Genomic DNA, 21,682 nt, shown 5'->3' on the forward strand with positions numbered 1-21,682 from the left:
TCATTGAGTTTTCATGTTGCGGTAATTTATGGCTGCATAAAAATGAAACTGACGGCTGCATTTCGGTGCCGGTGCTGATCATAAACAGAAGAGAACGTCCGCCTGTCAGAAGATGTTCCGCATAAAAAGATAACATTATCAGTATTTACTACATAATAAGAATTTTGTGTTTTGAGGTTTGTATGAGTTTCAATATTGAACGTAACGGCAAAAAAAGAGTGGTTATCATAGGGGGCGGTTTCGGAGGATTAAGGCTGGCCCAGGGGCTGAAGAAATCAAATTTTCAGGTGATTCTTGTCGATAAGAACAATTACCATCAGTTCCCGCCGCTGATTTATCAGATTGCCACGGCAGGTCTCAATCCAAGCTCCATTTCCTTCCCTTTCCGCAAGCTGTTTGAGGATCGCAAGGACTATTTTTTCCGTATGGCGGAGCTTACCTGTATCTATCCTGAAGGTAACTACATTCAGACTTCAATAGGTAAGATTGACTATGACTATCTGGTACTGGCAAACGGTACAAAGACCAACTTCTTCAACAACAAGAACGTTGAGGAATGGGCGATACCGATGAAGACCGTGCCTGAGGCCATGGGACTCAGAAACACTCTTCTGGCAAGCTTTGAAAGATCCATAACCTGTTCCAATGAACAGGAAAGGGATGAATTCCTGAACATTGTTATTGTAGGCGGCGGTCCTTCAGGTGTGGAAATCGCCGGCGCCATTGCGGAAATGAGACGTTATGTTCTGCCGAAGGATTATCCGGACATGGATACCTCAAAGGTTCACATTTATCTTATCGAAGGCGGAAAGAGACTTCTGGCAGGCATGTCGGAAGAATCTTCGGAAAAGGCTCTGAAGTTCCTTCAGAGCATGAATGTCGAGGTGAAGCTCAATACCTTTGTAACCGATTATGAGGATCACAAGGTCAGGATGAATGACGGCTCCGCCATAGGTACCAGAAATCTTATCTGGGTAGGCGGTGTAACGGCAAATCAGGTAAACGGTATTCCTGACAGTGCTCTCGGACGCGGCAGACGTATCATGGTCGATAACTACAGCAGGGTTAAAGGCTTTGATAATATCTTTGCCATCGGCGATATTTCTCTTATGGAAGGTGATCCTAATTTCCCTAACGGACATCCTCAGATGGCTCAGCCTTCAATTCAGCAGGGTGAGCTTTTGGCCAGAAACATTATTGCCCTGGAGAAGGGGAAGCCTTTGAAAGGATTTGTGTACAAGGATCTCGGCTGTATGGCTACAATCGGTAAGAACAAGGCCGTGGCTGAAATTGCAGGGTGCAGGCTGGGCGGATTTTTCGCATGGATACTCTGGATGGCCGTACACCTGGTTTCAATTCTCGGTGTTAAAAACAAGTTCTTCGTGTTTATGGACTGGATCTGGAGTTATTTCACCTATGATCAGTCAAACCGTATGATTCTGCGTTCTACTCAGAGCAAGGTGATGAAGAATATTGAGGATACCCTGAGAGAGCTTCACGGCCATGACGATCATAAAGAACAGACAACAGAGAAGTAAAGGTATCTGACTGACACGTACACCTGTGCGGGTCTTCTGACTAAACAGGCTCTGCAGAAAATGCAGAGCCTGTTTTTGTATGCTCGGCAGGCATGATTTCTATAGGCTCATCAACACGTTCAGTTGAAACCGAATACTGAACATCAAAATCAAAATGTAAAACGGATGACTACTTTCAACAAAGCACTCTGCGAAAAACATTCTGAAGAATAAGCTGTATGTTTTTATATCAAGGATACAGTTATTAAGCGAATTTTGAATAAGCCTCAACGTTATGTTTCTGCATTAAAACGATTTCCATTGATTATAGGTCTGGATTTTAGTATCCGCTGAAATATGCGTCTGCTTAATCAAGTTTTTCAATAAGGCACTGGTGATCTTTAGTCTTTGTGCTGTAATTTATTCCTACAATTATGATGTTTTTGAACTGTCCGGTGTAGCGTTTGCAGTATTCCTGTTTTTTAATCTGAGCAATGGCTTCTTCAGCAGAACCGTCATACTTAAACTCAATCAGGATTAGTGGCTGTCTCCTTGTTATTGGTTCATACACTAAATCAACTCGTCCTTTGCCTGACTGATCTTCACTGTGACAGCTGTAATCGTCAAGAGTTGACCATAAAAGTCCGGTCATTACACAATAAGTGAGTGATTCCTCGTCATTGTAGTCGAGCAGAGTTACAGCCGAAGTCGAGCAGAGTTACAGCCGAAGAATTGTGGATTTCCTGAATAAGTGTAGCTACGGTTGCTCCATCAAGTTCCTTTATTGCTTTTAGCAGGCTTTCTGAACGTTTTATTGTTTCCATTCGCTCGTACCAGTTCTGCTCTCTGACAATATCCATCAGCACTGCTTTGATTTCAGCATTCGGAACATAGGCAACTTTACGATATTGATTTTTTGTTTCTGCACATCCAAGGTAACCGAGACATACCAGAAGACTGAATACATCATTTTTATCTTTGATGTTTACCATATCATTCTGGAAATTTGCACAGCTGAAAGTAACTTCATCACCTTCGATTAAGTTGATGATGTCTTCCTTTATGCCTTGAAAATCAGTATTGATGAGGCGTACAAATTCTTCGTTTGATGAAGTTCCGCTCCAATAGCTTTTGCACTTACCATCGCTGACAGCAGAAACAACAGAGTTGGGGTTATAAATATCAATGCCATTGAGTTTATATCCTTCATACCATTTTTTCAGTTCCTGATGTGATAATGTGCAGTCAGGTGATTTTACAATTTCGGCAACCTCATCTTCGGTGAAACCAAAATATGTCTCAAATGGTTCGGGGGCGAGCATATTGTATTCTTTAAAGCCGTTTAAAGCTGATTGAGAGTTATATTTCTTGATAGGAAGAATACCGGTAAGATAAGCTAAAGCAAAGCAATCCTGACCATCTTTTGATTTAAATAAACCTCGCAGAAACTCTATAAACTTTTCCTGTAATACCGTTTCATTTTTGTACTCTCTGTATATCAGATCCCATTCATCCATAATTAAAATAAATGGTTCACCAGTGTATCTGCATATAACATCCAATGCTGAAGATAAAGATTTCTTTCCAACCAGGGGTGCTTTATTTATTTGTTCTGCGTAGTTTTTGTTTTCTTTCAGATCCAGAATAACCAGGTACTGCAGAAAATCTACGATGTCATCGATATCTTCGATATAAAGGGATTTGTCTGACGTATACGAAATATACTTATCCTTTATGGAGTTCATATCGATGTATATGACATTGTATTTATTCAGGTGGTCTTCATAATTTTTTTCTTTGGAAATTTTCAGATTGTCAAAAATTTTTTGTCCTGCATATCCTTTGGAATAATAAGCTGAAAGCATGTCAGCAGTTACTGTTTTACCGAATCTGCGGGGGCGGGTTATGGCAAAGAAACGCTTATCGGCACTGATCTTTGCGGATATCTTTCCTATAAAATCTGTCTTATCCACAAAAATTTCAGAATCTTTGAATTTAACCAGCCTGATAAAGCTGTTATCTTTATCAGGGTTCAGAATATTTCCCATAACTTTAACTTCCCAAAACTCAACATCATCTGCTGTCGTTTTATCACAGCACTGAATTTTTATCCGTGATACAGGATGGAACTTCCTTTGAACAATTATCCATACAGCTCATCTGTCAGTAATTTAAACAGTATCAGCAAATAATTCAACAGTTATGATTCCTGCATAATTTTTAGTGAATAAATATGACGTATCCTTAATACCGGTGATTCAGGTGTTTTTTAAACATGTATTGATCTTTATGGCTGTTGAATAGAACACGTCGCGGTCTTAACGCAGTCATTAGGCTCGTGAACAGAAGCATTTGCGCTTCTGCCTGTTTGGGTGATGCATCATGTCCGTTTCCTTTGCTGTAGCTGATAAGAAATTTCACCTATGCTCAGTCAAACCGCATGATTCTGCGTTCTACTCAGAGCAAGGTGATGAAGAATATTGAGGATACCCTGAGAGCTTTACGGTCATGACGATCATAAAGAACCGACAACAGAGAAGTAAAGGTATCTGACGGACACGTACACCTGTGCGGGTCTTCTGACTAAACAGGCTCTGCAGAAAATGCAGAGCCTGTTTTTATATGGCCTGATAATCTGAAATTATCTGGCTCTGATGATGACTATGGCTACGAATATCGCCAGAATAAACTGATAGAACAGCCACGGTACGATGGTTATGCTGCTGATCCCCATGATGCTGGCCGCAACGAGAAGCTGAGCTCCATACGGAATAATACCCTGCAGTATGCATGAGCAGGTATCGAGCAGGGAGGCTGTAATTCTGCCTGATACTCCGAATTCACGGCTGATGTCCCTGGCAATAGGGCCTGCAGCCACTATGGCTACGGTATTGTTGGCAGTGGCTATATCCATGAATGAGGTCAGAACCGCAATGCCGAACATTCCTCCTCTTTTGTCGTTAAAGTGATTTCTGATATATCCGAGGATGGCTTCGAAGCCGCCGTTGGCTTTAATCAGAGCGGAAATAGAGGCAACCAGAATGGTAACAATCATGGTTTCAAACATGGATGATGTGCCTTTGCCCATGGCTTCGAATGCTGACGCATAACTGATGGTATCAAGACCGAAACCGAAGGCAAGAAACAGTATTATGCCGATTATCAGTACCACAAACACGTTGATTCCGGCGAGTGCCAGAATAAAAACAATGAAATAAGGCAGGGCCAGCAGGAATTTGAAATCGTATTCGCCGACGGTTTCCGTACCGGTGCTCAGAGATATGAAGGTAAGTACCACAACGGTCAGTGCGGCTGCGGGCAGCGCCAGCTTTATATTTGCCAGAAACTTTTCCTTCATCTGCACGCCCTGGGTTTTGGTGGCGGCTATGGTGGTGTCGGATATGAAGGACAGGTTATCACCGAACATGGCTCCGCTGACGACGGTTCCCGCACAGAGAGGAACGGAAATACCGCCGTTTCGGGCAACTACCAGGGCTATCGGAGCCAGAACACTGATGGTACCGACGCTGGTGCCCATGGACATGGAAATAAGACAGGCGATGACAAACAGACCGAGTATCGCAAAATTTGCCGGGATGATGTTTAACAGCATGTTTGCCGTGCTGACGGCACCGCCGGTAACGGAAGCAAGTCCGCTGAAGGCACCTGCCAGCAGGAATATAAGCAGCATGATGGTGATGTTGCTGTCACCTATGCCTTTACTGCAGATGTTTATTTTTTCTTCAAAATTGAGTTTGCGGTTCTGTATGAAGGCGGCAATCAGGGCAATGCCGAAGGATACCACCACAGAAGTGATGTAGAAGCCCATTTTGCCATCGATGGGACTTATGTACTCATAGTAAATGCCGTTTCCGAGGTAGAAGACCAGAAAAATAAGAATCGGAAACAGAGCCTTGATGTTCGGCTTCGGTCTGATGCCGTCCTGATAGCCGTTTTCTGAGTTGTTATTGTTTAGCATTTTTTTGTTACCTTTATTATGTATTCCGGACCGTTGTATTGTATGTGACGGGAAGGTTCCGGAGTGTCTGTGATATCTGATGAAACGAATGCTTTTACGAAATAAGGAGCGTCACAGGCGGACGATGTCTGATTCATAAAAGGATTCGTACTGTGATTTTATACATAACCACGGCATGTAACAAGATTCTTTTTGTTTAAAAAGTGAAAAAGTTTATTATTCCTTTAGGTATACTAGGATATTAGATAAGGAATATCCCTGAAATGAAAGGGACCAAAATTATAATTATCAATGAATGAACAGTGTGGAAGAGCCTCCTGCGGAGAGGTCAGGATATGATATATCTGTAGAGTTTAAGGTACAGGTGTCTTGTCCAGTACAGAAAGATAAAGGAGAAGTTCATGATGATGACGGCAAATGAAACAATGGCTTGAAAAAACGTGAAATGACCGTCGTGCAGTTCATCGAAATCAGTCAGAACCTTAAATGAAAAAATTGCCATGCAGCATCCGATTAGGGTCCATGCCGCAAAATCAAGAATGATTCCGCTGATTCTTGAGCGCTGGGTCTGATTAGTGAACCTGCGGGTGAGTAAATAAATGACAGGAGGCAGTGAAAGAAAAATCACGCTTCCAGTATATCCGTCGTCGTATAACGTTTTGAGCCCCGTGAGATACATAAAGGCCAGGAATCCAAAAAAGGCTTTTTTTAACAGTGTCAAGAAACTGTCTTCGGGGTTGACGAATAATCTGAAAATGCGCACATACAGATGGCGACTGAAATACAGAAACAGCATGGATAACTGTATCAGTGCCATAATCATTCTGAGGAAACTGCTCTCCGGTCTTATACTGTTTTCTTGAATGACAACGGTGGATACGGAAAACAGTATAAAACCGAGTAATGTCCACATCAAAAAACGCATATTCAAAATCTCCTGTTTAAAATTCTGAATACATCAGAGTCTGACGGTATCCTGCCGTGAATAAATTAATGCCAAAATGTCAATATCATTATTATACGTGAAAAATAAGAAATAGTGATCATGAATTTATATATCTGCGGAGAGAATTAACATAATTATTGTTTCGCAGCTGAAAGAGAATGATGAATCCTTAAGAATAATTACGGTAAAAAACTGACGGATAAGTAGGGGATGCTTATTTATGATTATTGATAAAATTTAATATTAAAAATCTTTAACGGCAGGGGGCTTAATGAGTGTTTTTCAGAACGGATATAGTGCAGACTGCTTTCAACATATACAGAGAAAAAAGTTATGATGGCCGCAGTCGGATAATCCATCCTGTTCTCAATATGGATTCATGTAATTTTCTGTTTCCAGTACATGATTTCTGAAAAACATGGGGTATAATATTAATTTATATGATTAGGTGACAGAAATATATTGATTAATGAAGATTAATTTTAAGGCTCCATAATTAATCTGCATTAATCGTGATAATCAATCATGTTGAAATTAAAATTAATCTGATAAGTCATATCCCCTGCCGGAATTTTTCGGGCTGTTATATTAAGAAGAATCCTAAAATAATGTCACTTTATAAGTAACATGATGTTCTGGTGACTACCGAAATCTGTGGAGGGAGCCGTGATCAGATTACTTTACCGTGGAAGACATAATCTGCGGAACTGAAAAATTTTCGCGCCGGATAAATCTGGATATTTTAGAAAACAGTTGATTTATTTTAATGTAAAAACGTACTGAAAAATCATCAGGATAACACTGCTGTTTCAGCCATTCCTTAATAAAGTCTGTTCTTTATGATGATGAGGCCGGAGACGATTTTCCGTAGAATGAGACTAAGCATGTTTCGTACAGAGGTTCACACAGAGACTAAGGCATGCCATTTTTTAGAAGAGAAATGCCCGCAGATGAAAAGAATGCAGGCATAGAACAGCTGTTTTAAATAAGTGCGTAAGATATCCGTAAATACAGACATCCTTTAGGCTGTTGCATGAGTGAGTCTCAGTACTTCTTCAGAGCTACAAATGCTTTAATCCAGACAGCCAGCAGATACAGGACGAGCACGACGGAAATGAGTGAAAACATCAGAAAAGCCACATTATGCTCCTGTAAAAATTCGTTAACCATTGCTTCACTTGACTGTATTTCATCTTTATGTTTCAACGCAAGACTGAAGCCTGCAAGGAAGCCTGTTACGACACAGCCAACCATATAAATACCGTATGTCCACAGAGCTACCGAAACCCATGTACGATCTCCGTACATTCTGGCTTTGTCAAAGAAACTCATTACCCTTGTCATTGTAATAAAAGTAACTATGGCCGCCGGAAGTCCCATAATGGAAAGAAGCATGGCAGACGCATGTAATGCCATCGCAATAATCATCCATTTACGGCAGGATGAGGCTTCATTTCGAAGCTTCATATCCGTTCTCATGTAGCCGCTGCTCATATAGTTATCGGTATTGGTTCTGTATCCGTTGCCCGAATCGTCTCTGTTGTAGTTTCCGTCTGGGGCTGTTGTGTATCCGTTGTTTGAACTGTTATTGTTCTCGCTGCCATTGTACATGGTAAATATTCCTTGTGATGTGATTTAAACAGTTCGGTCATTATATCCTGAAATCCTGATTTCAGTCATTTATAACTCATGATTTGATAAGTGCAGCACTGCAGAAACTGAATGCGGTTTATGAATTTAATGTTTCAGGTGGTACTCAGCTCCTTTTTTCCTGCGGCTATCCAGACATTTTTACTGCCGCTGAATGTTACAGGTGCGTAACTATGCCTGCTTCCGCCAGAAAAAATAAAAAAATCCCGGACGGCAGGCATGGTAAGAACCGTTCGGGATATACGTGATTTAATGCTATTTTCTACAGCTCGACTATAAGTACGGTTTTATCGTCCTCCGACTCCAGTTTCAGTGCCTGAAGGATCAGGAGATCAGCCTTTTCTCCAAGTGAGAGGTCGTCCCGGTTGAACGTGTCTTCCATAAAATCAATATCAACGTAGTCGTGGATGCCGTCACTGGTCAGAATAATCATCTTCTGGTTTGGTGAGACCTTCAGACTGTTCACCTGAATCCTGTATAGCTGCTTTTCATTACCGCCTCCGAGACAGCTTATGATTTCGTTTTTAGGCGCTTTTTCGGCTTCTTCAGGCATCCCCCGATCCATAAGCATCTGATAGGTTGTATGGTCGGTGGAAACCTGTCTTAAATAACCGCCGTTAAGTGTCTGGATTCTGGTATTGCCGGTGTGCGCGATTTTAAACGTATCACCGTCAAGGTAGACCATGCTCAGGGTTGTGGCCATGGTATTCTGTCCGGGAAACGTGGCGGCATAGTCTATGAGCCTTCGGTTGATCTCCTTAAGTGTTTCGGCATATGTGGTTTCGTCTCCGGAGACGTTCATGGTACTGAGAGTCCTGACGGCAAACTCAGATGCCTTTCTGCCCCCGGGGAGACCTCCCACGCCGTCTGCCGCGGCAATAAGAACCGGCGAGGATATTTCCGTTTCGGTTCTGTTTTCATGAAAAATCATCGGACTCCTGCCGGCTCCCATGATAAGAGCGCTGTCCTCGCATTCCTTATGATAAGGTCCCTTTACGATATGACAAACAGCTTTCATGGATTACCCTCGGTAAGTGTGCAGTTCAGACTGACGGAACCATTGTCCGTGACTATGTCGTTGATTGTGATGCCCGTGTTACTGCGGATTCCGTTGTCAAACATGTATCTCGACAGCGGATTTATCAGATATTCTTCAATGATGTTGCCGATACCTCGACCGCCGTTCTCCAGATTCCCTGCGGCAAGCTTCCGGAGGTTATCCGTGGCTTTATCGCTGAGGGACAGAGTGATATTCTTGCTTTCGAGAAGCTCACGTATGATTTTGTTAATCAGTGCATCAGTGATTCTGTCGGCGGTTTCCGGACGTATGAAGTCGAATACCACAATGTTTTCACCGATACGGTTCAGAATTTCCGGTCTGTTGAGCTGGTACTTGAAGAAATGCTCAATGGCTCCGCCTACCTTTTTGCGGATGGTTTCATAGTCTTCGTCCGGAGTGACGTTCTGTATCTTGCGGATCTGGTAGGTTTCGGGATCTTCCTCGTCCACATAGATTCCCAGGTTACTGGTGAATATGATGATGCATTCGGAGAAATAAACCGTATTGCCCTGACCGTCAGTCATTCTGCCGTCTTCGAGAATCTGCAGGAATTTGTCCAGAATGGTAGGGGATGCCTTTTCGATTTCGTCGAACAGCAGGATGGAGAACGGATTGTTCTTTACCGCATTGGTAAGCTGACCGCCGCGTTCGTATCCCACGTATCCCGGAGGAGCACCCAGCAGCTTCTGGTCACTGTGCGACTGGCTGTATTCACTCATGTCGAATCTTATGCATCTGCTTTCATCGCCGAAGATCTTCTGTGACAGAGTTTTGGCAGTCTCTGTTTTACCGGTACCGGTAGGGCCGGCAAAAAACAGCACGCCCTTCGGTTTGGTGTGGGAGGAATGCTGCAGACCGTTCATTCCCGTCATGGCTCGCTTTACCACATCAAGAGTTTTGGCAATGGCGTAATCCTGCCCCTTCACACGCTGGTAGAATTCCTGCTCGGCGTGTTCAAAATCTTTAAAATCCAGTTTTTCCCATGGATTGTCCTTTACGCCGTAACGGTAAAGATCCACCACCTTGGTGAGTTCGTTCAGATGGAATTTCTGATTTTTGCAGAGAATGCGCAGATCGTTGAGGGTGGTGTAGGAAAAACCGTCGGTAATGCCGGTGAATTTTTCCTTGAATTTCTTAAGCTCCCCGCGACCGGACTCATCCTCGTATCTACCTATTTCCGCCTGATAGATTTCCCTGTCGAAAAAAGATTTGAACTGGGTGTCCACGAAACTGAATCGTTCTTCCTTGGTAGGTGGCTGTATGTTGATGGTTTTGCTGAGCGGATTGTCCAGATAGAACCATACCGGCAGGTCGTTGACCTTCTGGGTGAGAAGGATTACGGTGTTTTTAAGATGAACGCCGCTGCTCTCAACCACTTCGCTGCTTCCAAGTACCGCTTTCTGCAGACGGGTGAAGCTCAGCACGTCGTCAGGTGAAAGCTGGGTAGGGCTTACGATGTATCTGGATACAAAATCCATGATAACAGCCACCGATTCCTCCTTCTGACCGAGAGCAAGGTCTATGATCTCCGCGGCATTTGCCCCGCGTCCGCTGAACGGCGCTTCAATGTGGTCTTCGGTAACATCCTTGCTCACCAGAGCAGCAAAATCATCAATGGCTTTCTTTCCGTCGTCACAGCTGTCGTTATAGAAGCCCTTAAGATGATCGTAAAAAATCACGTGGTGGTAACCGAGATTACGGAAGAACGCATTCAGATAATCCTTAAGATTAAGAATGACTCCTTTGGACTGATAATCGTTTTCCTCCGGATAGACATATTTATCCATGATATTGCCCTCGATGATAATCTGAGGCTTTATGCGGTTGAATATGGTCAGTTCCTGATGCCATTTAGGCAGCTCATTATTATCCATGTTTACACCCTTATAATTCCTTTTTTCAGCAGACGTTCGTGTAGTTCCCGACTGTAGTCGGGGTTGTGGATTCCCACGGAAATAAAACCGTCAGACGTCCGGAAGTTCTGTATCTGATTCCGGCCGGAGCTGAGGTAGTTTAGATAAAATTTCTCAAGGTTCTTCTGCAGAATATGTATTCTCTGATTGTCAGAACCTCTCAGAAAACAGTTGTTGTTGCGCTCCTCGATGTATTTCCCGTCAATCAGTACGGTGATGAAGTCAAGAATGTCCCTGTTTTCCCCGGTGTTGATTTCCTCGTAGTCAAAACCCGTATATACCAGAATGTCTTCCGATATTTCCGCAAGCTTCGGCAGCAGTATGCGCAGTGCGTCCTTCTGCAGAAAGGGATCTCCGCCGGTGATGGTAAATCCGTCAATGGGAGAACTTGCGGCTACCGACCTGACTATTTCGAGAATATGCTCTGCGGTAGTCTCGTATTTCTTCTGCATCTGCCACAGTTCCGGATTACTGCATCCCCGGCATCCGTGAGTGCAACCGGCAAACCATATTCCCATTCTGTTTCCAGGTCCCAGAACTCTGACGGGATAAAGCAGTCTGGCTATGTTCATCTGCGGTACTCTACGGTGAAGCATCCGGTTTTTTCAGTTCCCCAGAAGCCTCCGAGTGATACCCTGTCCCCGTTTTCAAGCGGTCTTTTGCGTCCCTGTTCAAGTTTGCAGTCGTTGACGAAGGTGCCGTTGGTGCTGTTAAGGTCCATGATGGTCAGCGTTGACTGAATGAGGGAGATTTCCGCATGACGGCGGCTTACATAATCGCAGTTTCTCAGAAAACCGCTGAGAACCTGCTCTCTGCCTATACTGAATACCGGATTTGATTCGGTGACTCTGAAGATTTCCTGTCCGTCTGAAGACATCAGTCTGATTTCAGGTACTGCCATGACACGGCGCGGTTCCGGTCTGGCTGAGGGAGCGGCCGCCGGTGCGTCCTTCGGTAAATGAACTCCTCTGATGCTCTTTAAGGAGGCTTTGCATTTGGTGCAGATTTTGGCAACACCGCGGTTTTTCTGACCGCATTCAGGACAGATTTTTACGAATTCCGTACCGTCATCATTTCCTGCTTCGGAATTATGAGCTGCAGGGGATGCGTCCGCTGCTGAAAAAGGAGTGTTTTCTGAAGCTGATGCGGCCGGTTTCCGCGGTACGGCTTCTTTTTCTGCGGACGTCACCTCCGGTGAAACTGCCGCTTCAGGCGGAGTTTCCTGTTTCAGCGTCGGTTTAACGTTTGTAAGATCGTAGCCGCATGCTTCACATTCAGTGGCTGTTGCCGGATTTTCGGTCTGACAGTTGATGTTTGGACAGATTCTTATTCTTGCCATGATTGTTTTTGTCCCGGGTTGATGTTTTTTTTCGGTAAAAGCTGATTTACCGCTCTTATCCGTTATTATACAGAAAGAATACCGTATTCCGCCTGATAATGCCTGTAAAATGCGACAGAGCATTACACTCAGGCGGAATTTTAAGCAGGGAGGTTATTCATCTGCGGTGAGGTGCTTCTGTTCTTCCGCAGCCGCCTGTCCGGCATGAGTCCTGCGGCCGGCATGAGCCCTGTTCAGCAGATCCTCAATGGTTTCATCATCAATGTCATAATCACGGAGATTATGGATCTGACCGTATTCGAGATCAGGAGGAAGATCGTGACCGTCCTTCAGTTCAAGGCCTTTTGATTTCAGCTTTTCCTGAATGATTTTGTAGTCACTGCAGAATTTCTTCATGTCTTCAACCTGTTCACGGGCTTCAGCCTCATCAGGTTCGCGATCCGTATCGTCGATACCGCCGAGCTCTATCGTAAGGTAGTTATCCGTCATGCATACGCTGATGGCTGAGCTGTCGTTGAAACGGTACAGCGCTTCGTGTCCGTATCCGCGTTCATGTTCAACGCTGTAGCCGATAACGTCATATCCCATTTCCTTCATGACTTCGTCGATGGATCTGCTGATATATCTGTTGTTGTAGTCATTGTACAGATAATCCTCCAGTCGGAACATTTGTGCGTATATGTGGTTGATGCCTTCTTCAGACATGGCAAAATTCCCGGGCACCTCGTTGAGCTCGTTGCAGAGAACAACATACTGGTCATAGGCTTCATTGTACCGCTTCAGAAGATCCTGATAGTCTTCGATTTCATCCTTAAGCTGTTTAATCTTCGGATCTATGGAAAGAGCGTAGAACTGACGCATGTATTCGAGGTTGTCTATGTTTGCTTCCATGTTTTCCTGCCACATGCTTCTGAGATCCGCTAGCTTCTCCCTGGTCTTGTCCTGCATGCTTCCGGACTGTTCCAGGGCATCGAATTTTCCGGTTACGCGCTCATGCAGTTCGGCAAGGATCTTCTCACGTTCTTCTAGCTGTTGTTTTCTTTCCTGTTCCTGTCTGTCGGCTTCGGCCTTTCTTTTTGCCGCTTCCTGTTTTTCTTTTTCACGGATCTGCTGCAGAAGACCGGAGATTTCATCAGACAGTGTGTTAAGATACTGAGCCTTGAGCTGTTCCTTTACCTCCTCACACCTGGATGGGAAGGTATCGATCTTCTCCTTAAAGCCGCGGTACAGACTGAGAGAATCGGCAAGATACTGTTCCTCGTCTTTCCTTGCATCTGTTCCCAGAGATTTGCACAGCTGCGGAGCAGTCTGCATGCTCTGCATGTGGAACTCGTAGATATCGTTAACCAGACTGCTGGAGCTGATGCCGTACTCCTGCATTCTGTTCATGACTTCCTCCAGAAGGTCTGCATGCTTCTTAAGCTCTTCATCGATCTGAACTTTGATTTCACCGACGCATTTTCTCAGATTGCTGATTCTGAGGAGCTTCTGTTCGTAAAGATGATTTATGCGGCTCTGTTCATCGGCAACCTGCTTCCAGACCTGTCTTATGCTGTCGGCTGCGGAATCAAGCTCTCTCCTGCGGCTTTCAACAGTGGAGACGGGGGCACTGTTTGCAACCTTTATGCTGTATACCGTTTTTTGGAGTTCCTCGGCAGACTGCCTGAATTTCTCACAGGAGATACAGGTTTTGAAACCGGATTTTGCGGAAATTGTGGTTAATTTATCAAGCTGGTTCATGATTTCCGGAAGAAGTGAAAGCACACTGTTTTTTTTACTGTTGAAGCTTCTTATGAGCTTCTGTCTGTTTCTTTCCGCCTCCATGCGGGCTATTGCTTCAGAATTCAGATTGTATATGTTCACGTCTTTTGGACCGCTCATTCCCGTATTCTCCTTAAACCATGCTGTCTGGAACGTCTGTCTCCGTTACCCTGTGATTACTCACCGTCAGTACGGAGATGCTGTATAAAACAAGTTTATTACAGAATAAAAAAATATACCAGATATTATACATAATAATCCGATTGAGTTAACAAAAAATTCATCAGAGGCGTTCATGCCTTGTTTTCATGCGTGACGCAGATTCCGTCAGTAGCTTATGTAAACGGCGACTCTTACCGGCATAACCGTAACGAAGTCTCTTCTGCCGACTGTTCCGTCAGATTCAACGGTTTTTACGTTTCTGCCGGGAGTGCAGTTTCTCAGAAGCCATGCGCAGTACTCATCCTGAGGCCTTATACCGAGAAGTCTGCGCGTGCGGAGTGTAGGTACCCCTTCGTACATTCCCTGTCTTGGAGTGTCCTGACTGCGGTTAAGACACAGGTACTTGAGATACTGTACCTCGTTTGGAATGAATACTTTGTTCTTGAGGATGTTACCGGATGATTGTATTTCAACGGTGACTATTTCCGTTTTTTCGGTTTCACTGAAAGCGGTATTGTAAAAAGAGGTGTTGCACCATGAACAGAGTTCGCTGTGCGTCCAGTCCTCCTGTCTTTTGGGATCGGCGCAGAAGCATCGTGCATCCAGAGCCTTTTCGGATATAAGAAGGGCACCGTGTTCATCGATGGATGCCACCAGCCACTCAATCGGAGTTCTGTGTCCAGACAGCCTGATTATCTCTGCGGTGATCCAGAGAATGAGTCTCGGAATGCACAGAAGTACTATGATGGCAGTGATCACAATTATCATGACAGCCAGAATTAAAATATACAGAATCGACAGTTCTGAGATAAGACACAGAAGTCCAAGGGCAAACTGAGTGATAACCTGACCACGTCTGATAATTCTCATTCGGATGAGTGTATCCGTATATCTGTCGTACATTCTTCCCGGAGGCGTCAGACCTCTGGCCGCATGTCCCATGCTGCTGGTTAAATCCACGATGCTGTCTGAAAGCATCCTGTTGATTCTGGCCAGTCTCCAGGTAAAGCATCTGAGTCCGTACAGAAGTTTTTCCGCAGGGCATTCCTGATAGTATGAGCCGAAACGTACCGTCCCTCCGACCTCCGGAGTTCCCTGAACACTGGTGCTTCTGAAACCGAATGTGTCGGCAAGGAACTTTTCGAGAGTCGGTGATGATTTCCCCTCTATGAAGCGGAACAGCTTTTTCAGAGGTGTTTTATGCTGTTCAAAATACTCGTTAAGTCTTGTGGAATTACCGGTAATTTCAGTGAGCTGTTCAATAAAATCCTTCGAGTCGCGGTAGTAAAGGTTGTCAATTTTCAGCATGTTGTCGAAATTGCGGCGAATAATCTGAAATTCTTCCGGACTGTCATTCTGAAGAGTTTTTTCCAGATCAGAATCAGCATATGATCTGCGCACTTCGGTCACGAGATCGTAAAACTCCGCAAGCTGACCTTCACTCCACAGTTCGTCTGCATAGCGGAAAAGTTCTGCTGAACTGCGGAACAGCAGAGAATCGTCTCTGAGAATTATGCAGCCTTTTTCAGGGAGAAGACAGTCCCTGAATCTTCTGCAGTCCTCTGCGGAAAGAAATTTCTGTACTTCATCAGTATCCGACCGGCTTATGCGCATGAAATTGATGTAGGAGACTATGTCTTTTTCCTTAAGTTCGCGGAACACCTGTTCAAAGAAATCAAGACTTTCAAAAAGCAGCGGTCCGATGCAGAAGCTTCTGTTTCCGCCGATGAGATGACCGAGTCGGAGAGCCAGTCTGAGTTCTGTTGAATAGTCGCCGGAAAAAGGTTCGGCAAGCATGGCTTTTTTGACCGTATCCACCAGTTCGATGTAGATTTTCTGTTTTTCATCTTCGCTGTTTTCCAGAAAGAATTTCAGAATGTCGTTTTCCACCAGGGTGCGTGCGGTATCGATAAGTCTTCTGTCAGCATCGGAAAATCTCAGCGTGTCGTCTCGGGTAAACGAGTAAAGCATGGACGGGGTTCCCGTATCCCGGAGTGTAGTAAATGACTTTCTGCCGATAAGTCTGATTTTTTCATAGGTGGCTTCCTCCGGGGTTGAGTAAATGGCCTTTATCAGGGCGTTTCCGTAGTCCTGAAGTCCTTCAAAATAGAATTCCTTCCAGTACAGATAGGTAACGGATCTGTCAAGACTGTACATCAGCTCGAAATAAACGGTATCGATATTCTTTCCGGTTCCGTTCTGATCATACTCTGCCATAAGTCTGTCGGCCGCTCTGCATTTTTCCGCCTCTTCAGTCATGCCGTTGGTTTCGTAATGACGAGTGAGAACGCCTCGACGGAATTCCTTAATACCGCCGTTCCAGTCGCCTAAAAGTGAAATTACAAGCTCATGGTTTCCGGAGATTCTTCTGCCCTTGAATACGTAGGGAACCCTGAACCCGTTTCTTTCGTCATTATCTTCAGAATCACGGTTCGGATCCGCATGGCTGCCGGGAACCGCCACCGGCTCTCTTTTCAGCCAGCGGCTTATTTCCTCATATCCCCATCTTCTGTTCGGGTTGGAGGGGTCGTGTCTGTTGGATATGTCCTTGTATGTCAGACCGTCAATGAGATTTCTCAGACTTTCAGGCACGCCGTCGGGATAGGGGATTTTCTGGATCTGGGCAAATCTGGCGATTACCTCGGGATCTGCTGAATCAGACTGGAAGGGGATTTTTCCGGTTACCATTTCATAAATGCTGATACCGAGTGAATAGTAGTCTGACTCGGACAGGAACAGACCTGTATATGTTTCCGGAGCGGCATAGAACGGAGTGTTGCCGGTATGTGTTACCACCGCGGTCTGCCCGTCGGTGTCAGAGCTGATGCCGAAGTCTATGAGAGTCAGTCCCGTTCCGTCCCTGGATAGAATGATGTTGGCCGGTTTGATGTCCTTATGGATGATTCCGGCTTCATGAACGGTTCTGACCGCTTCATTGAGCGGAGGGAGAATTACGGTTCGTATTTCTTCCTCTGAAAGGGTGACGCCGCTGTGAATGATTTTATCAAGACTGTTGCCGTGGTAGTACGGCATTACCACATACTGAAAACCTTCAATGGTGCCGTAGCTGACGATTCTGGCAATGTAAGGGGAGTCGATGGCGGACAGCTTCTTAATCACCTCCTCCTTTACGGCATTCTTTCTGCGGTAGTGCTTCACCATGAAGATGTTCTTTTCTTCGTCCTCTGCGATGTACAGATTGGCCTCGCCGGTCTGCTTTTCCAGCAGTACGTCCGTAACCCTGTATTTTCCGTCAATCAGCGTATTTATCAGACTCGGAACCTTTTCATGCGGAGTGACGTTGACGGCAGTATGTATTCTGTTCATCAGATTCAGCTTGGTACTGCTGCCGCCGCTGCTTTCCTGTGCTTCATTTATTATCGTCTGTTTCCGACTGATTTCAGTATTGTCGTTCATTATGCTGTTCTGGTGTATGAATGTAATGTTTAATCTGATACCTGTGTATTCTACATAAAAAAGACAGAAAGAACGTAAAAATCGGCAGAATTCGGTTCTTTTTGCGTGTGCCGTTGAAAAAGCGGAGTGTTCCGGCCGGTGAATATGGCTTTATACGGCTTTCCGTTACTGAAAATAATGAGGCGCGGATCCATAAAATTCAGGATTTAACAAGGAATTTGCCGACGGGAAAAACAAAATGTTGGAAATTTATGGGATTTTTGTAAAAAAGAATAATAAAATGTTAAAACGGTGTAAATAAAAGATTAAAAAATGGTCAAACAGTTCAAAAAAACATGATCATGCTTAATTAAAACAATTGTTTTTATGTGATGTCGTTTATTATATGACGAATTCTGATAAATTATTGCACTGAATTAATTCGTTTTTTCATTTGTCTTCTTTTCTGCATGTCTCTGACGTCAATGACGGATGTCGGATATGTCTGAAGAATTGAGGAATGGAAACTGGATATGACTGATTATTAGGGACGATCAGAGGTCATGTTCCGCAGTTTCAGGTTCTTCCTGGCATTGCTGCATGCCCCGGTGATGTTACCCGGTTCCCGATGTTAAGCGTCAGGGAATTCCATAAATAGAGAAAAAGTACCGTACCCTGAAGGGTGAACAACACGTGAGATGTTCAGAGACACGAAGCCTGCTGTTTTTTTACGGTATCTGGTTCTTTTCGGAGCAGGGGACTGCCCGTCTTTTTTCATTCAGTCTGATTCAGCCGTTTAATACTTGTGTATCAACGTTGATTTAATGATTGATATCTGTATAACAATACCTGCATGTCACCTGTGTGATTTCAGCGGCTTTGTGGTACTTTGGTATATGGGTCGATCATGAATGATAAATGGATTTTGAGTTATGGCGTTCTTACGTACGATTATTATCTGTCTGGTTGCAGCTGTTCTTACAGTTGCAATCAATCTGATGGGGGCGGGATTTACAAACCCGATAGAGTTCTCTTACGAGGTTAAGGCAAAGTATTCCACCGACACCAGGGTATATTCACTCGGTGACGGTCGAAAGGAATACAACGAGCGTTTCAGCTCCGGCTACCTGATTTCAAGTTCCGAGGATTTTGAAAAGGTAACCATCCCTCTCAATAATACCAATCGTCTGGAACAGCTTAAATTCGAACTGGATGATTCCCATGATTCGGAAGTCTGCTTCAAGGGTTTCACCATTTCCGGCAGAACCGGTACCCATGAACTTGTTACCGAACGTTTTGCTTTTGAAGGCATAGAACCGGTGGAAAACACTCCGGAAGAACTGTGTTTCAACATTAAAAAGAATGATTTCGAAGCTTCTCACGAAAAGCCTTATTTCCTGACAGGAGACGTTGTTGAACAGACATCCGTTGAGACCTTCAACAAGTGGCAGGTGCTTTATTTTATCGCCGTAGCCTGTCTTATTTCACTGGCATGGGAACTCATGGTCGCATTGTTTGAACGCCGCTACCGCAGAGCCCGTATCACTGATTACGCTTCGTTCCTGATTTTTGTCGCCATCGTTGAATTCGTAAGTCTCTTCGCGCTCAACGAGGTGATGAGGGCATATGTACTCCATAACTCAAACCTTATGCTTCTCATCGGCGGTGTTCTGGTGGCCAGAGTACTGGTAACCTTCTTCAGAACCATTGTAAATCACAAGTATGCCTGCTTCTCTCTGCTGCTCCTTGTTCTCATGATGCTGGTCCGTTACTGTGTATTCCGCAACAATGTCGGTATCGTTTACCGCAGTGAATTCATGGGATATCTGCACATCGTCAAGCAGGACTTCCCGTTTGACATGGCAATCGTGCTACTGTTTGCCACCGCGATTTTCGTGCAGACCAGAGCTTTAAAGATTACATTCACTTCCGTAGCGGCTGTTTCTGGTTTCCTGATGTTCCTCGACTACATCATGAATACCGAAAAGTCAGATCGTCTGATTTTTTCCAGAATCGGTCTTGATACATTCAGCTATCAGAATCTGCGTGAAGTGCCGAATGCCATCAACCACTACATGTCTACCGGTCAGGGGGTTCTTACCGCAGCCGTAATTACCACGGTTATCTGTATATGTGCCTTTATATTCTGCAACAACAGACTTAAATTCACATGGGTTAAGTTCTGTTCATTTGTGGTTCTTCTCGCCATGTCAGTAGGTGTTTACTTTGTAAACATCGGTACGGACAGTGTGTTCAACAACAAATTCTACAATATGGTTGACGTAAACAGAGGTATTGAAAATCTCGATTTCAGCCGTATATCCGTATCTTCATCGAATGAAGTCATTACCGAACGCAAGGGGCTGGGCTACAACTGCAACGTTGTTCTTCTGGTGGTTGAATCACTTTCAAGCTTCTCCAGCAAGCTTTATGAAGAAAAACTGGATCTGACTCCGAATCTCGACCGTATAGCTTCAAACAACATCTGGTTCAAGAACTCATATTCATCAGGATATGATTCTGACGTGGCCAACTATGCTCTGCTTACCATGCGTCCGTTCCTTCACAACGGATCCAATGTTGCGGATCCGGCGCTCTACAAGTCAACTCTTCCGCGTGATTTCAAGAAGGCCGGCTACAAGACCATCGTAATGTATTCATCAAAGCCTACCGATGCCGAAAGAACCCAGTTCGACAAGGCGGGATTTGATAATCTGTTTGACTACATGCATCCTAACTATCCTGATACCGCGCCTCGTTATGATCACGGTGCCCTGGATGACAAGGTTCTCCTTCAGGAAGCAGCCAAGAACATTCGTTTCTGGTCAAACAACAAGTACAGCAAGGATAAGTTCTTTGTGGAAATCCTTACTTCTTCAGGTGCGGCTCCTTACGTTGTACCGGTAGAAAAGCGTCTTGACCCTACCAAGGTTGAATATGATTTCGCAACCGTAACCAAGTTTACCGACGAGGCAATCGGTGATTTTGTTGAAGAACTTGAAAAGATGAACTTCTTCAACAACGGTATTCTGGTTATCGTGGGCAATCACCGTGCTCCGCTGACTCTGTCCAAGAGAGAATACGATCTCTACGGTCAGCTCGGTATCACCCGTGTGCCTCTGATTGTCGTCGACAAGCATCAGAAGTCAAGAATGTATGAAAATGATATTTCTTCAATTTCCGTAGGTGAAATGATTGAATACCTTGCTCTCAACAGATATCAGTCCAGCTCCATGAGAGTTAATCCTTTTGTTGAGGATGAGAACGAAGTAATTATCTATCAGCAGCTTTCTCCTAGAAACACCATTCTTCTGAAGAACGGTGACACTTACGGTGAGTTCGCCATTACCGGCAACAAATCTCACATCAGCGGTAATCTCCGCAACAAGGATGTGATTTTCACCGATATCGTGGCAATGCTGAGTCACAGAAACCAAGGGAAGGCATCTTCCGACACTTCCTCAGACAGAATTGATGACGACGCTGCACCTGAACGAGCCAGAGTCGAAGTTCCTGCAGAGCAGCCTAAGGCTGAGGAAATTCAGGCTCCTGCCGAGGAAATACAGACTGTCGTACAGGAAGAACAGGACGTGTCTGTTTCTTCTGATTCAGAACAGGTCAAGGAACCAGAGGAAGCTCATCAGGAAATTCAGCAGCCTGAAACCGTCGATGCCGATGCTGAAGCCAGAGCCGCTCTTCTGAAGGCTCATCAGGAAAAGCTGAAGCAGATAAAGGAAGAGGCTGCCAGAGCCAAGGCTGAAGCTGCAGCCGCCAAGGAAAGAGCCGAAAAGCTTAAGGCTGATGCGGAAGCTGCCAGAAAGAAGGCTGAAGAGGCCAAGGCTCATGCCGAACAGATGAAGAACGGCAACTGATAAATAAACTGCCGAACAGTAACCGGAAGCGGAATCAGTGATGATTCCGCTTTTATTTTGGCTTCGGATACAGTTATTCCGATCTGA

The 21,682-nt window shown here is 44.6% G+C and carries 14 protein-coding genes; 2 read left to right on the forward strand and 12 right to left on the reverse strand.

Going from position 1 to position 21,682, the window contains the following annotated elements; all coding sequences use genetic code 11:
• Window positions 1–182: 182 nt before the first annotated feature.
• A complete protein-coding gene (locus BMY80_RS02925; RefSeq protein WP_093140744.1) occupies window positions 183–1,538 on the forward strand; it encodes an NAD(P)/FAD-dependent oxidoreductase in 1,356 nt (451 codons plus the stop codon).
• Between the two features lie 346 nt (window positions 1,539–1,884).
• On the opposite strand, the gene BMY80_RS12525 is transcribed toward BMY80_RS02925, so the two are convergent.
• The 12 genes from BMY80_RS12525 to BMY80_RS12195 form a co-directional block, all read right to left on the reverse strand.
• Entirely contained in the window at window positions 1,885–2,169 is a 285-nt protein-coding gene (locus tag BMY80_RS12525) for a PD-(D/E)XK nuclease domain-containing protein (protein ID WP_245730025.1), read from the reverse strand.
• A gap of 25 nt (window positions 2,170–2,194) precedes the next feature.
• Window positions 2,195–3,565 carry an AAA family ATPase gene (locus tag BMY80_RS02930; RefSeq protein ID WP_245730026.1) on the reverse strand — a complete coding sequence of 457 codons (1,371 nt, stop codon included), beginning with the start codon at window positions 3,563–3,565 and terminating at the stop codon, window positions 2,195–2,197.
• A 593-nt stretch (window positions 3,566–4,158) separates the two neighbouring features.
• On the reverse strand, window positions 4,159–5,496 hold the full coding sequence (locus BMY80_RS02935; RefSeq protein WP_093140747.1) for a Na+/H+ antiporter NhaC family protein: 1,338 nt from the start codon (window positions 5,494–5,496) through the stop codon (window positions 4,159–4,161).
• A 328-nt stretch (window positions 5,497–5,824) separates the two neighbouring features.
• Window positions 5,825–6,421 carry a hypothetical protein gene (locus BMY80_RS02940; RefSeq protein WP_093140749.1) on the reverse strand — a complete coding sequence of 199 codons (597 nt, stop codon included), beginning with the start codon at window positions 6,419–6,421 and terminating at the stop codon, window positions 5,825–5,827.
• Between the two features lie 1,065 nt (window positions 6,422–7,486).
• Entirely contained in the window at window positions 7,487–8,053 is a 567-nt protein-coding gene (locus BMY80_RS02945) for a hypothetical protein (RefSeq protein ID WP_093140752.1), read from the reverse strand.
• A 301-nt stretch (window positions 8,054–8,354) separates the two neighbouring features.
• Complete coding sequence (locus BMY80_RS02955; RefSeq protein WP_093140757.1) at window positions 8,355–9,110, reverse strand: PP2C family protein-serine/threonine phosphatase; 756 nt, start codon at window positions 9,108–9,110, stop codon at window positions 8,355–8,357.
• On the reverse strand, window positions 9,107–11,026 hold the full coding sequence (locus BMY80_RS02960) for an AAA family ATPase (RefSeq protein ID WP_093140760.1): 1,920 nt from the start codon (window positions 11,024–11,026) through the stop codon (window positions 9,107–9,109). Before BMY80_RS02960 ends, BMY80_RS02955 begins: the two co-directional genes overlap by 4 nt.
• Before the next feature lie 2 nt (window positions 11,027–11,028).
• Window positions 11,029–11,637: a 4Fe-4S single cluster domain-containing protein gene (locus tag BMY80_RS02965; RefSeq protein WP_093140763.1), complete on the reverse strand. Its 609-nt coding sequence runs from the start codon at window positions 11,635–11,637 to the stop codon at window positions 11,029–11,031.
• Window positions 11,634–12,404 carry an FHA domain-containing protein gene (locus BMY80_RS02970; RefSeq protein WP_177178479.1) on the reverse strand — a complete coding sequence of 257 codons (771 nt, stop codon included), beginning with the start codon at window positions 12,402–12,404 and terminating at the stop codon, window positions 11,634–11,636. The genes BMY80_RS02965 and BMY80_RS02970 overlap by 4 nt, the downstream gene beginning before the upstream one ends.
• 153 nt (window positions 12,405–12,557) lie before the next feature.
• The gene (locus BMY80_RS02975; protein ID WP_093140768.1) at window positions 12,558–14,285 is read right to left on the reverse strand and encodes a coiled-coil domain-containing protein; all 1,728 of its coding nucleotides are present in this window, start codon (window positions 14,283–14,285) and stop codon (window positions 12,558–12,560) included.
• Window positions 14,286–14,492: 207 nt separating this feature from the next.
• Window positions 14,493–17,744: a protein kinase domain-containing protein gene (locus tag BMY80_RS02980; RefSeq protein WP_093140770.1), complete on the reverse strand. Its 3,252-nt coding sequence runs from the start codon at window positions 17,742–17,744 to the stop codon at window positions 14,493–14,495.
• Window positions 17,745–18,354: 610 nt separating this feature from the next.
• Window positions 18,355–18,501 (reverse strand): hypothetical protein, encoded by a 147-nt coding sequence (locus BMY80_RS12195; RefSeq protein WP_177178480.1) that lies wholly within the window; start codon window positions 18,499–18,501, stop codon window positions 18,355–18,357.
• A 154-nt stretch (window positions 18,502–18,655) separates the two neighbouring features.
• Here BMY80_RS12195 and BMY80_RS02985 point away from each other — a divergent pair, with 154 nt between their 5' ends.
• Window positions 18,656–21,595, forward strand: a complete 2,940-nt coding sequence (locus tag BMY80_RS02985) for a sulfatase-like hydrolase/transferase (RefSeq protein ID WP_093140773.1) — start codon at window positions 18,656–18,658, stop codon at window positions 21,593–21,595.
• The last annotated feature ends 87 nt before the right edge of the window (window positions 21,596–21,682 follow it).

Source organism: Ruminobacter amylophilus, from assembly GCF_900115655.1.
Lineage (GTDB): Bacteria > Pseudomonadota > Gammaproteobacteria > Enterobacterales > Succinivibrionaceae > Ruminobacter > Ruminobacter amylophilus.

Excerpts from the sequence above, each read along its gene's own strand:
- BMY80_RS02930 (WP_245730026.1), bottom strand. The coding sequence starts at position 3,565 with ATGGGAAATATTCTGAACCCTGATAAAGATAACAGCTTTATCAGGCTG.
- BMY80_RS02935 (WP_093140747.1), bottom strand. The coding sequence starts at position 5,496 with ATGCTAAACAATAACAACTCAGAAAACGGCTATCAGGACGGCATCAGA.
- BMY80_RS02925 (WP_093140744.1), top strand. The coding sequence starts at position 183 with ATGAGTTTCAATATTGAACGTAACGGCAAAAAAAGAGTGGTTATCATA.
- BMY80_RS02965 (WP_093140763.1), bottom strand. The coding sequence starts at position 11,637 with ATGAACATAGCCAGACTGCTTTATCCCGTCAGAGTTCTGGGACCTGGA.
- BMY80_RS02980 (WP_093140770.1), bottom strand. The coding sequence starts at position 17,744 with ATGAACGACAATACTGAAATCAGTCGGAAACAGACGATAATAAATGAA.
- BMY80_RS02985 (WP_093140773.1), top strand. The coding sequence starts at position 18,656 with ATGGCGTTCTTACGTACGATTATTATCTGTCTGGTTGCAGCTGTTCTT.
- BMY80_RS02940 (WP_093140749.1), bottom strand. The coding sequence starts at position 6,421 with ATGCGTTTTTTGATGTGGACATTACTCGGTTTTATACTGTTTTCCGTA.
- BMY80_RS02945 (WP_093140752.1), bottom strand. The coding sequence starts at position 8,053 with ATGTACAATGGCAGCGAGAACAATAACAGTTCAAACAACGGATACACA.
- BMY80_RS02955 (WP_093140757.1), bottom strand. The coding sequence starts at position 9,110 with ATGAAAGCTGTTTGTCATATCGTAAAGGGACCTTATCATAAGGAATGC.
- BMY80_RS02970 (WP_177178479.1), bottom strand. The coding sequence starts at position 12,404 with ATGGCAAGAATAAGAATCTGTCCAAACATCAACTGTCAGACCGAAAAT.
- BMY80_RS02975 (WP_093140768.1), bottom strand. The coding sequence starts at position 14,285 with ATGAGCGGTCCAAAAGACGTGAACATATACAATCTGAATTCTGAAGCA.
- BMY80_RS02960 (WP_093140760.1), bottom strand. The coding sequence starts at position 11,026 with ATGGATAATAATGAGCTGCCTAAATGGCATCAGGAACTGACCATATTC.
- BMY80_RS12525 (WP_245730025.1), bottom strand. The coding sequence starts at position 2,169 with ATGACCGGACTTTTATGGTCAACTCTTGACGATTACAGCTGTCACAGT.
- BMY80_RS12195 (WP_177178480.1), bottom strand. The coding sequence starts at position 18,501 with ATGAAAAAAGACGGGCAGTCCCCTGCTCCGAAAAGAACCAGATACCGT.